Origin of the sequence: Clostridium sp. FP1 (assembly GCF_011065975.2) — a bacterium.
GTDB classification, from domain to species: Bacteria; Bacillota; Clostridia; order Clostridiales; family Clostridiaceae; genus Clostridium_AD; species Clostridium_AD tagluense.
This window is the reverse complement of record NZ_JAAMNJ020000002.1, coordinates 64,529-76,899: the sequence shown is the minus strand read 5'-3', so window position 1 is coordinate 76,899 and position 12,371 is coordinate 64,529. Positions and strand designations below refer to the sequence as shown.

At 29.2% G+C, this 12,371-nt stretch carries 15 protein-coding genes; 13 read left to right on the top strand and 2 right to left on the bottom strand.

From position 1 onward, the window contains the following. Positions 1-160: 160 nt before the first annotated feature. The 4 genes from G9F70_RS25015 (at position 161) to G9F70_RS25000 (ending at position 1,863) form a co-directional block, all read left to right on the top strand. A complete protein-coding gene (locus G9F70_RS25015; protein ID WP_164946797.1) occupies positions 161-598 on the top strand; it encodes a MarR family winged helix-turn-helix transcriptional regulator in 438 nt (145 codons plus the stop codon). Further along, complete coding sequence (locus G9F70_RS25010; RefSeq protein WP_164946796.1) at positions 595-843, top strand: MFS transporter; 249 nt, start codon at positions 595-597, stop codon at positions 841-843. Before G9F70_RS25015 ends, G9F70_RS25010 begins: the two co-directional genes overlap by 4 nt. Positions 844-939: 96 nt before the next feature. Further along, positions 940-1,179, top strand: coding sequence for a hypothetical protein (locus G9F70_RS25005; RefSeq protein ID WP_224617930.1), 240 nt, complete (start codon positions 940-942; stop codon positions 1,177-1,179). Positions 1,180-1,188: 9 nt separating this feature from the next. Next, on the top strand, positions 1,189-1,863 hold the full coding sequence (locus G9F70_RS25000; protein WP_224617927.1) for a reverse transcriptase domain-containing protein: 675 nt from the start codon (positions 1,189-1,191) through the stop codon (positions 1,861-1,863). A 356-nt stretch (positions 1,864-2,219) separates the two neighbouring features. On the opposite strand, the gene G9F70_RS24995 is transcribed toward G9F70_RS25000, so the two are convergent. Further along, the gene (locus tag G9F70_RS24995; protein ID WP_164946795.1) at positions 2,220-2,450 is read right to left on the bottom strand and encodes a hypothetical protein; all 231 of its coding nucleotides are present in this window, start codon (positions 2,448-2,450) and stop codon (positions 2,220-2,222) included. Between the two features lie 547 nt (positions 2,451-2,997). Between G9F70_RS24995 and G9F70_RS24990 the strand changes: the two genes are divergently transcribed. The 7 genes from G9F70_RS24990 to G9F70_RS24960 all read left to right on the top strand — a co-directional run bounded on the left by G9F70_RS24990 (position 2,998) and on the right by G9F70_RS24960 (position 7,648). After that, positions 2,998-3,429 carry a radical SAM protein gene (locus G9F70_RS24990; protein WP_202882653.1) on the top strand — a complete coding sequence of 144 codons (432 nt, stop codon included), beginning with the start codon at positions 2,998-3,000 and terminating at the stop codon, positions 3,427-3,429. Positions 3,430-3,531: 102 nt separating this feature from the next. Beyond that, positions 3,532-4,101 (top strand): SPASM domain-containing protein, encoded by a 570-nt coding sequence (locus tag G9F70_RS24985; protein ID WP_224617925.1) that lies wholly within the window; start codon positions 3,532-3,534, stop codon positions 4,099-4,101. A 2-nt stretch (positions 4,102-4,103) separates the two neighbouring features. Then, positions 4,104-4,439, top strand: a complete 336-nt coding sequence (locus G9F70_RS24980) for a PqqD family protein (RefSeq protein WP_164946794.1) — start codon at positions 4,104-4,106, stop codon at positions 4,437-4,439. Next, entirely contained in the window at positions 4,417-5,775 is a 1,359-nt protein-coding gene (locus G9F70_RS24975) for an MATE family efflux transporter (protein ID WP_164946793.1), read from the top strand. The genes G9F70_RS24980 and G9F70_RS24975 overlap by 23 nt, the downstream gene beginning before the upstream one ends. Positions 5,776-6,205: 430 nt before the next feature. Then, positions 6,206-6,583 (top strand): hypothetical protein, encoded by a 378-nt coding sequence (locus G9F70_RS24970; protein WP_224617917.1) that lies wholly within the window; start codon positions 6,206-6,208, stop codon positions 6,581-6,583. Then, a complete protein-coding gene (locus G9F70_RS24965; RefSeq protein ID WP_164946792.1) occupies positions 6,484-6,960 on the top strand; it encodes an IS4 family transposase in 477 nt (158 codons plus the stop codon). Before G9F70_RS24970 ends, G9F70_RS24965 begins: the two co-directional genes overlap by 100 nt. Continuing rightward, positions 6,929-7,648, top strand: coding sequence for a transposase (locus tag G9F70_RS24960; RefSeq protein WP_164946791.1), 720 nt, complete (start codon positions 6,929-6,931; stop codon positions 7,646-7,648). The genes G9F70_RS24965 and G9F70_RS24960 overlap by 32 nt, the downstream gene beginning before the upstream one ends. Positions 7,649-8,356: 708 nt before the next feature. Here the strand turns inward: G9F70_RS24960 and G9F70_RS24955 are convergent. Then, positions 8,357-8,902 (bottom strand): transcription elongation factor GreAB, encoded by a 546-nt coding sequence (locus tag G9F70_RS24955; RefSeq protein ID WP_164946790.1) that lies wholly within the window; start codon positions 8,900-8,902, stop codon positions 8,357-8,359. Positions 8,903-9,688: 786 nt separating this feature from the next. Between G9F70_RS24955 and G9F70_RS24950 the strand changes: the two genes are divergently transcribed. Next, positions 9,689-10,465, top strand: a complete 777-nt coding sequence (locus G9F70_RS24950) for an MFS transporter (RefSeq protein ID WP_224617923.1) — start codon at positions 9,689-9,691, stop codon at positions 10,463-10,465. A 398-nt stretch (positions 10,466-10,863) separates the two neighbouring features. Continuing rightward, a complete protein-coding gene (locus tag G9F70_RS24945; protein ID WP_164946788.1) occupies positions 10,864-12,363 on the top strand; it encodes an O-antigen ligase family protein in 1,500 nt (499 codons plus the stop codon). Positions 12,364-12,371 lie beyond the last annotated feature (8 nt).

Below are 12,371 nucleotides of genomic sequence, written 5' to 3'. Positions count from 1 at the left end.
TGATTTTAACCGAAAGATTAAATGATTACATAAGAATTTAGAACTTGAAATTACAAAAACAATCTGATAAGGTAGCTTAAGCAAAGATAAACTAAATTATTGACATATTAGAAAAAAAAGATATAGTTGCATAGGCAATCTTTTTAAAGGAGGTAATCTTTTGACATATTATTATGAGTTTTTTCATCGACTTTTAAAACTCTCTAGAACTCTTGTTAGCAACTTCAATAAAGAAATCATTATACATAACCTTCATCATTCTCAGTGGAGGATTATCCGTTTTCTAAAAGAATTTGGTCCTTCTACGCTTGTGGAGATAGCTGATTATTTAAGTGTAGAAAAATCGTCGGTTACTCGTACTGTGAATCGTCTGAAAAAGAGTGAATTCATCGAAGCAGTGCCCGGAAAAGATAAAAGAGAAAGAAGAATCAAACTAAGTGATTTGGGAGAAGAAGCATATGTTTTAGGTTATGAAATTGCAGTAAAGTTTGACGATAATCCGATGAAGGGTATTTCAAAGGAGGATCTAGAAACTACCTTTCAAGTGCTACTTAAAATAATGAACAATATAAATAATGAACCTGGAGGAAAAAAATGAATAAATCTAAATTATGGACTAAAGATTTTACAATTATTACTTTAACTACATTTTTTCTTTATCTAACTTTTTACTTATTAATGACCACATTGACTGTTTATGCTATTAAACAATTTAGTGCTTCGCAAAGCCAAGCTGGTCTTGCTTCTAGTATGTTCGTTATTGGTGCACTTTTTTCACGTATTCTAGCAGGTGGGAATCCTGTCAAGGTAAGATTTAGCAAATCGCTTTGTATCGAGTCTTAGAGGTGTTGCGGTAACGTAACATTTTAAGCGTAGACAGAAAGTTAGCGAGGTAGAATTGACTGGGTGTGCGACCTTTTTAGTTAGCGAAAACGTTGTGTGCAAGTATCTACACATAATGCAATAGCTAAAGTTAAAAATCAATGCACAACTATGCCTTATGTATTATCAGTTGATATGGAAGACTATTTTGAAACATTAGATGCTGATGTAATGTATAGAGAGTTATGGAGTATTGGTATTAAAGATAAAGTGATTTTGAATTATATATATCGTTTCATTAAAAAAGGATACTTTGAAAAAGGGTGTAAGATATATGACCCTAAAGGAAGTGCATAAGGCGGCAGCTTGTCCCCACTTCTGGCAAATATATACTTGCATTACACTCTTGACCTGTGGTTTACAAAAGTTGTAACTAAGCATTGTAAAGGCGAATGTTACATAACTAGGTATGCAGATGATAGTGTAACCTGTTTTCAATATGAAAATGATGCAAAAAGATATTATGAAGCACTAAAAGGTAGACTAGCAAAATTCGGATTAAGTATAGCAGAAGAAAAGACTAAAACTATAGAATTTGGACGCTATGCTAAAGAACGATTAAACCGAAGAGGAATAAAGAAACCGGAAACCTTTGATTTTCTTGGATTTACACACTATTGCAGTAAAAGTAGAAATGGAAACTTTAAATTAAAATGGAAAACAGCATCAAAGAAATTTCATGCTAAAGTAAATGATTTTAATAAGTGGATAAAAGAAAATCGTAATCTACCACTAGGTTTAATATGGAAAAAGGTGAATCTAAAACTAAGAGGTCATTATAATTATTACGGTGTTAGTGATAACTGGAGCAATCTAGTAAAATATAAAAGGCAAATTGTAAAAAGTATGCTCTATTGGCTTCAAAAGAGAAGTCAGCGAACTAGCTTAAACTGGGATAAAATGAGTAAACTTCTAAAACATTATCCTTTAGAAAATCCTAAACCAAAATCTTTAGTTAATCTAAATCCTGCTTATGTGTAAAGAGGTTCATATGGGGAGCCGGATGCCTTAATTGGGCACGTCCGGTTCTGAAAGGGGCGGTATCTGTGAAGATCACCGTCTACTTACCTAATTTAGGGCCACTTAACATTATTTTGAAATTATCATTAAAATTTCAAAGTACCATAAACGTTAAATTAGATATAACTTAGTACTTTGATTATGGTACTGAGTTATAGAACCCGTTAGCATAGCATTAGTAGGTCTGACCTACCTAATTAGTAATTAAGAACTATAAACGGTCGTTTATGGTGCTCTTACAAAAAAATAAAACAAGAGCATTTCTACCCTTGTTGATGAACAATATGTAAAGATTATGCACATAATTTAAGTACCTACTATTTATTTTGCACTTTATTTTTGAAAATCAAATGTAACGTTAAAGAAATAATTATTGGAATGATATAAATTACTCCATTAAACAAATCCGTATATGCAGGAGCACTGTATTCGGGATGTTGCATATGTACAAGTATTGCAATTGCTACATGGATTATCATTACAATAATCAGGGCAATCATAATGTATAAAGAAATTTTTGATGTTTTTTCTAAATTACTCCTCTCCATTTTAGCACCTCCTTACTCAAACTTAAATAAATAATCTACAGTTCACATTTATTATGATTGTGAATTAACTTACAAGTAAAGTATACCAGTATGTATCACATGTCACTATTATTTAGAGTAAATTTTTTGAATTATCTATTAAATTGGTTTTTATAAGAAGTAGCAGCTTTAAGTTAATAAAAAAACTTAGATTATTACATAATATGGGAGGTGGCCCATTTTTACATGAATGGTTGCCGTACCACAAAATAGGATTATATATATATAATGTTATATAAATTGATATATAAGACAACCTGTGTTAAAGTAAAATTATTGGGTTAATAGATAAATTTATCCAATAAAATGTAATAATATGGGGTGGAGAGCAAAATGACTTATGTAAAGCCAACAGTAGAAACAGTAATCGTATGGGGAAAACACTAGAATTAGTTAAGAGTAAACTATAACAATGTTTATCAAAATAAACCCTATGCAAAACATAGGTTTTATTTTGATAAAAGATATAACTTTGTAATGCGTAATTATAAATTAAGGAGTGAATAATTTGAGAAAATTCTTTTCAGCACCATCATTAGTTGACATAAGTATCACCAATAGATGCAATTTGAAGTGTGATTATTGCTACGCAGCTTCAGGTCCGGAGGCTATGAGCAATCAAGAATTAAGTCTAGATGATTATAAGTGTTTATTTAATAATTTAGAAAAATTAAATGTACATAGAATTTCTTTAACTGGAGGAGAACCCTTTATTAGAGAAGATTTTTTTGAAATATTAGAAGCAACTCAAAAATACAGATTTGCTAAGATAATAAATACAAATGCAACCTTAATAGATGATGCTACCGCTAAAAAATTATCTACTTATCAATTTGATAGAATTTGTGTAAGTTTAGATGGAAGTAATAGAGAAGTTCATGAAAAGATAAGAGGGAAAGATACTTTCAAAAAAACTATAGATGGGATTAAAAATCTTTAGAGGTATAAATTACCTGTATCAACATTATTTACTCTTAATAAAAATAGTGTTGATAACTTAATTGAGTGTATAAAGTTTAATGAGAAATTAGGGATAGAGTATATGTCAGTAATGGTAGTTTGTCCTACTGGCCGAGCAGCAGATGGAAACATATCGGTCAATAAAGATCAATGGTATCCAGTTTTTTTAGAGTTATCGGAATTGATGGCTAATAAAGAGATAAAAATTAAAATTAAGATCGTTCCACCAAATGAAAGTGAAGTTCATTGGTTATATTATTTTCCATTAAAGTATTACAATAGACTAGACTTACTTTCCGTATGGGGGCAAAGTGATCTAAATATTGATGCTTCCAAAAGGGAAGTTTCATGTCAAGCTGGAGTAAAGGCATGTTCGGTGACAGAAAATGGTGATATCTATGGGTGTGATTTAATGATTGGTATTGATGAGTTTAGAGCAGGAAATATAAAAGATAGTTCATTTGAAGATATTTGCAAAAAATCTCCAGTTTTTGAAAAGCTTCGCAATATAAATTTTGAAACGATAGAAGGTAAATGTAAAAAATGTAATAATAATTGGTGTGGCGGTGGATGCAGGTCAGCAGCATATAATTTATATGAAAGTATTTATGGTTCAGATGAAAGTTGTTATTTTGTAACAGAGGAGTGTTAAATATGAACGAAGTAAATGTATTTTATATAACTGGAAAAAAGAATTTGATTTTTAGAAAAGAAGGGGAATGTTTTATAAGTTTTGATCCTTTAGCTTTAGAATTTGTAAAAATCAATCTAATTGGTTCAGAAATTTTATATTTAATTTCTAAAAAATATGAGTTTAGTGACATACTTCAATATTTTGTTGATAAATACAATGTGGATAAAAAAACCATTTATGGTGACCTCGTGGAATTTCTAAAAAGATATACATGCCTAGGTATAATCTATGAGCTATTGGTTTATTTGAAATTTCCAATAGGGGTGCTAACAGATGATGTTCAATTTCAAAAATAAAATTAATGATATTAAATCTATTAATAGTATGGCATTTCCTTTAATACTAAATTCTATTTCATCCCTTATTATAGGGCTGGTAGATCAAGCGATGGTAGGTAGAATTTCTATTTTTGCTTATGGAGCAGTGGGTGTAGTAGCAACAACACTTTATAGCATAAGTGGGATACTAGGAATGATTGGAGTATCTTTTAATATTTTAGGAGCGCAAAGTAAGGGATTAGATGATAAGGATGACTTATTTAATAAAACTAGAATAACTATGGCCTTAAGTCTATTCATTGGTGTGTTATTTTATATATTTATTTTATTTTTTAAAGTCCCTATATTAAAAATTTGTTTTGGGTTAGATGGAGAAATATTGAATGAAGCCATAAAGTATATAAATATATATAGTATGTCAGTAGGCTTAACCTTAATTTTATTTGTTTTTTCTGCATTATTTAAAATACTTAAACAAACGAAATGGATTTTTTATGGATCTTTAAGTGCGAGTATAAGTAATTTAATACTAGACTATATTTTAATATTTGGAAAACTTGGATTCCCTAAAATGGGGGTAACTGGAGCCGCAATAGGTTCCATAATCGCATTACTTATAAATGTAATTATATACATATTTGCAGTAAGAAATACAGGTATATTAAAATTAAAAGTAAATGATTGTAAAGTTTATATAAAACAGCTACTAAAAGTAACGACTCCATTAATGGGACAAGAGTTTTTAGAAGGTACTCTTTTTAATATTAGTATTATTGCTATTATTTCTAGGATAGGAGTTGTAGAAGTAGCTGCCTATACATTGCTATGGAATGTATTAAATGTATTACTGATGCCTATGTATGCATATTCTTCAGCCTCATTAAATTTTGTAAGTGAATATTCGGTAGGTAAATACAAAAAAAAATTGAAGACAATACCAGAAATTTGCTTAATGATGTCATTTTTATTTTATATAGTTATTTCGCTCGTATATATTGTTTTTAAAACACCAGTGTTAGGATTGATGACAAATAATATAACAATTATTAACTTCGCAGGTGCCTATATCATACTTGCAATATTTACTCAATTTTTTAATTTTCCACATTCAATTTATAAGTATAGCTTACAAGGTATTAGCGAGGAACGTTGGGTATTTATCGTAAGTTTAATTGTAAATATTATTAGTATGACAATTATTATATGCTTAGTATTTATTTTTAAAATGACTCTTTCAGGGATTTATATAGGAATAGGTATAAATTATTTATTACTCTGTATATTGTTTTATTATAAATATAATAAAACAATATACACAAAATTTATTATAGAAACTATGAAAAAATCAAGTTAAGGGGTTCTAAGCCAAAAGCCCCGTTCAAGATAATTAAATGTTATATTGAATAAAAAAGGATACATTCAAAAGCATAATTGCTTAGTTAAATTTAACTGAATGCTTAACAGCACATATAAACCAATGCTTTAATCAAGAAAATCACTAACTTTTAATAGTTAGTGATTTTCTTGATTAAGCGCCAATATGAATGTAACTCAATTATAGTTGTGTTACATTCAGAATATTAAGAGATACTAAATTTATTAACCCCCACATCAATGATATGGGGGTACTTGTGATTGGCTTAACGTGGATAAAAGTTTGGTTGGTTCCGTTGTCTACACCCATAGCCATCAAGCTAAGAAAACTCTATAAAAATAAATCCCCCCATTTGTAAAAATGTTATTATTAAAGAGACAATAAAAAGATACAGTGGGGGGAATTATACATGACAGGAGGAAAAAATTTAAAATTGGATGGAGATATAAAGCTTTTTGCAGATGAACTTAAACTCTGTTTTTCAAAAGACGAGATTGAAGAAGTCGCGAGAGAGACGGGTTTTGTGAAAAGAAAAAGTAAAATTCGCGCATGGGAATTCGTTTGCTTATGCTGCTTTATGGATGTAGAGGTTGCGAATAATACACTTGTGATCTTATGCACAAAACTTAGTGAAAATACAGGCATACTTGTTTCCAATCAGGCATTAGACCAACGTTTAAATGAAAGATGTGTAAAGTTTTTGAAGAAGATCTTCGAAAATTACGCCAAACAATCACAAATAATACCCGTATACCAAGTAAATGGGATGAATATTTTAAACGAATAAGAATACTTGATTCTACTGCTTTTCAAGTACCAGAAAGCTATAAAAATATTTATCCTGGATCTGGTGGATGCTCTCAAGCTTCAGGTGTAAAAATACAACTAGAATATGAATTAAAATCCGGAAATCTTCTTAATGTGCAAGTAGGAGCTGGCTCTGGAAGTGACAATACTTTTGGGAGCAAAATAAGAGAGACTATCAAAGCCGGGGATCTTATTTTAAGAGACCTTGGATATTTCAACTTTGAAGATTTTTTGGACATAGAAAAAAGAAAAGCCTTTTATATATCAAGACTCAAACCTAATATAGCAGTGTATATAGAAAGTAATGATATAGAGTATTACAAGAATGGTACTCCAAAAAAAATCAAGCCTTTTTAAAAGAATCTATATTTCTGACATCATGAAACAGATGAGTGATGGAGAACATTATGAAATTAATGATGTCTATATTGGTCAAGGGAAAAAGCTGAAAACCAGGCTTATTTTATATAAACTAACAAATGAGCAATTGAAAAAGAGGTCAGAAAAAAGTAAAAAGAATGCTAAAAAGAAAGGTATAGAAAAAAGCGATAATACGACTGAATTATTAGGAATATCTATGTATATAACAAATATTGAGCAAGAAGTTTTAAGTGCAAAGCAAGTATATGAGTTTTATGAATTGCGTTGGCAAATTGAAATAATTTTTAAAACGTGGAAATCCATATTTCATATACATGCTGTAAAGCAAGTTAAAATAGAACGGTTTCAATGTCAGCTTTACGGGAAACTTATTTTGCTATTATTAAGCTCTTCTGTAATGTTTAAAATGAGGACTTTGGCAATGAAAAACAAAGAGCTTGAAGCCAGTGAAATGAAGGGTTCCGAGATAGTTCATGGATATATTGATAGACTGTATTTTGATCTTATAAAGTTTCCTAGTAAAACTTTCAATAACTTAAAGTTAGTGTTTGAAAATGTAGTTAAAAATGGCCTTAAATCTCATAAAAAGGACAAAAAAACTGTTTTTGATATTCTCGGAGTATGTTATAAGCAAATGTCAGCAAATTCTAAATTTGCAGCATAAATCAAATTAATAAAATCATAAAATTTCCACTGTATACGTGTTTTTTTTGGTGCGCCTTAAAATCGTTCAAATGCTAATATGCACTTACAATACATCATTTAAATTCATGAAGGAAAAACCGATGGTAAAATATTCTATTTTGTGATAATCCAATATTATCTAATATTGCTTAGCTTGATGGCTATGTGGCGGTACCCCAATTTTACCTATGTTTTATATAAAGTTACTTTTTTACTACTGCACTTTCTTTTTGCTCTTGGAGTTGTTTTTTTCTTCTCTAGTTCTTCTAGTAGGGTGTTTTTGCCTATCCCCTCACACAAGTACTTGTGTAACTTTCAAATATTTTAAAAAGGTTAAAATAAATCACTTCAAAAAGGTATTCCATCCGCCTAACATACCTTTTTGTGTAACTTTCTATTCCTTGATTTATCACGCTTTACAAGAGTTTAAATGAAAATTGCAAAATGAATGTTACTTATCGATACCAATATTTAAGCTATGTAACATTCATGGTTTAAAATTATTAAATAGTATTTTTAAGTGCGTGTAACACTGGTACTGCCTCACATTAGCATCCTAACATACCTTTTCGGGGAGATAGGCAAAAATACCCAACGTATAAAACTTTGATTTTTAGCTTTTATGTGTACTATCAGCACTATGGTTTTTCTAGTATAGGTAATACTCGTATGTCGGCTTTACACGATATTACTTTTGCGTTGTGTTCTGAGAAATGGTCTCAAACATTCGAAAGTAGACATCTTTAATATTCGCTTGATTTTCAATATCATTATATAAACCGTATCCCCAGAAATTCAATTTATCACCATTATACATAATACCTGTTGCATATGAGTGATCAGTAAACTTAGGTGCATTATCGTAAGTGAGGTCTTTCTCTGTAAATGGGACAAAACTCTTTTCAGTCTGAATAAAAAAGAATGGAATTTTAGATTTCTTGTAGATAGCTGCATATTTCTCTTGTGAAGCTTCGGATAAGTTATTTTTAGTTATGAAAATTGCATCATACTGAGAATCAAACGTATTTTTTTCTAAATCGGAAAATTGTATTTTGTCAAACGTCACTTTTTCTTCCATTAATTTAGGTGTCTCACCAATAATTCCAATCCGTAAAGCTTTATCATTATACATATTAGTTTTTACTGATTGTGTTTTATTACAAGCTGTACTCACAATAAGTATTGTGAGTACACTTATTATAACTAATAAAAAATAACCTCGAATTCTTTTCATACTTAAAGGTACCTCCTAATTTATTTAATAGTAGTTAATTGCATAACCTTGTAGTTAAGTGACTTCAAGGCTTTACAATCAATATATTTACAGGACTAGTCATTATTATGATTCAACTGGTCCCCCTAAATATTATAAAGTTTCAGCATGAACAACCTTATTTTTTTAATATTTGTATATTTTTTACTTATTCTTATATTATATCATATTAAATAGTGAAGTTAAATGTTATGAAATTATTTAATTTAATATTTGTTACATTGCATTTTTCAATATATTGTAAGTAACGATAAATAAAACTATAATTGAGTTTAATCTAATTAATAATTAGGATAAATTATTATAATAACGGAAATGTAATACTTAACGCAAAGTGAAAAAATTAAAGAAACTAGGAAAATTTTAAAAATAAAACAAGAGGACCTACATATTGAAGTTTATTTGCATCTCTATTTAGGGGCTAATAACTAAATGATAATGCCTTTGTTGATTATCTCAAAATGAGTTAGTTAAATTATGATAATAGTATTAATAAAGCTAACTAAAATATTTATTAGCTAATATAAAATCTTTGTGGAAATAATTAAATTAACGGTGATGTATTTTCCATGAATCCATCGTCGCTTTGGTAATATATGTATTAACGTATAAAATCCGTGTTTTGCGGTTACTACCCTATAGTGTCATTAGGGTATACTTGGTGAAATATATTGTATTTTTCAAATAAAATGCTTAAAAAGCCACATCATGGAAATATTATCCACGATGTGGCTCATTTTTGCACGTATGTCGGCTATACCCGCTCAACATGCAAATTTTAATTTGATATTTGTTGCTTGTACTGTTTTTTCAGTAATTAGTATTGTTGTTATGTTATTTGCAAAGATTCCCGAAGCAAAATTAACAAAAGAACAGATCAAAGCTATGAAAGGATTTAAATTGCAAGATTTCTTTGAAAAAAAAGCTATTCCTATTTCAATTATTGCATTTATTATGGGTATAGCTTACTCAGGAATTCTGTCTTATATTAATTCATATGCACTGGAAATTAATTTAACACAAGCTGCGAGTTTCTTTTTTCTTGTATATTCTATAGTCTGTCTTATTTCAAGGCCATTTACTGGTAAGTTGTTGGATAGTAAAGGTGATAATACTGTGATGTATCCTTCACTAATATTATTTGTTTTGGGCTTAGCATTAATTAGTCAAGCTAGCACTGGTCTCACTTTTTTGTTAGCAGGAGCATTAATAGGTCTTGGCTATGGAACTGTCTATACTTGTACTCAAGCCATTGCTATAAAATCATCACCTAAGCACAGAGTAGGACTTGCTACTTCAACCTTTTTCATTTTTATGGATGCAGGAATAGGAGTTGGCCCTTTACTAATAGGAACTATAGTGCCTATAGTTGGTTTTCGTGGAATGTATATGACACTAGCTGCTATTGTGTTTTTGTCTATCTTTTTATACTATTTTATATACGGAAAAAAATCAGCATCTATACAACAGTTTTCAATTGAAAATCAAGAAATAAAACTAGATAATATAAATGAATTAATTTAACGACCTTCCTTCTGAAGTCATTAATTGCAGCGACCCAGGAGACATACGGGCACAGCTTTCCTATAGCTACATCACCGTGTTGATGTAAGAGTATTTAAAATTAAGCATTTTATATATGGGATTTTGTTTATAGTTGTATCTTGGTTTTTTATTTCATTAAAGGCAAATGGGTTATAATATATGGTATAATTACCATGGTTTGTTTAATAACAGTTTTTAGCTTTAAGAAGAAAAGTGGTGATTTTTTAAATAGCAAATCTGCTGGCATATAGTAAAACAAAATTGTTTTGTCTAAAGTGGAAAACATTTATAAAATGTTTTTAGGACAAACTATATAAAGTAAAAAATGAATAATTCATAATTGTTCAGCACATCAGAGGAATTGCAGGAGGTAATAAATGAATTTACTAAAGGATATTAGAGACGGGTCAAAAGAATATTTAGAGTATTTATTAAAATATAAAATGTTAATTTTAGTAGCATATTTAGTTTGTCAATTAGGTATATATATGCTTATAGGAAAAACCAACTATTTTATATTTGCAGCTAGTTTTTTTACAACGATATTTATAATTAGTTCATTAGTTTTAATGCTAAAGGATTCAAAAACTGCCATACTAATATATAATATTTCCATACCAATACTGCCTATGCAGTTATACTTATTAAATAGATTGAACCTAAATAGTATTGGTGCTACGATGTATTTTATATATTTTATATTTTTAATAATTGGTATAAGAAAAGAAAAATTAAATTTTAAAAAGATTAATGTAAAAAGTAAATATGGAATAGTTACCATAGTATATGTTTTCCTATGTGCTATTGCACTAATTTCATCATTACGAAGTGCATATAAATTTGAAGCATTTAGATTAACATTTATCGGAGTCATATTTATGCTTCTTTATAGTTTAATATTAATATGTTTAGAAATAAAGGAACATGATTTTTATAAAAAAATTATTTTGTTTTTATGTATAGGAGTTGCAATATCAGGAATACCAGATACTTTTATAGCTCTATATAGTTTAATATTAAGTGGGGAAAATACTCACCTGTATGGAGTATTAGGCAGTAATTTTATGCTTGGATATACTTTAATGGTGCTTCCATTTATATTAATATATGCTGTTAACAAAGAAGTTTCAGGCAAGTATAATTCTATATACAGGTTACTGTTATTAGTTGAGATTGTTAATTTATGTACTTCAAGATCTAGAGGTTTCTTGGGTGCGTTAATAATAACCTTTGTAGCTATTATTATAATAGATCATAAAAATTATAAAAAATATTTAATAGTGTCCCTAGTAATACTAGGGTGTATTACTTTTAATGTATTACAAAGAGGTGAAATGGCAGAAATAAAGGAATCAATTGTAAATGTTGGAGTGCCTAAAATTGAAGGAAATGTAGCAAACCATAAAGGATTCTTTTATCAATTAGCTGAGCAGACTCGTAATAGAAGGCCTATCGGGGCAGCAGCACTTAGAATGATAGAAGACCATACTTATTTTGGAGTAGGCCCAGCTAATTTTAAGTATTATTTTCCATCATATGCACCGGAACTAAAAAAAGCATACATTGATGCTCATAATATATTTTTAAATGTAGCTACTGAATTTGGTGTACCTTTTGCACTAGTATTTTTCTTTTCTTGGTGGGGTACCATGTTTAAAGCTTTAATATATGGATTTACTAAAAAGAAAAAATATAATAAAAGCATTATACTTCCAGCATTTATAGGCATGACCTCACTTATGGCATATGGTAATGTTACAGGCCAGGCATTCATTACTTCAAAGCATCCTATAAGCGTGGTTCCAGCATTTGTATTAATTAGTTTAGTGACTATTTTATTAATAACAGTGAAAGAACAAACTATTTCAAATAACTAAAAGTAAAT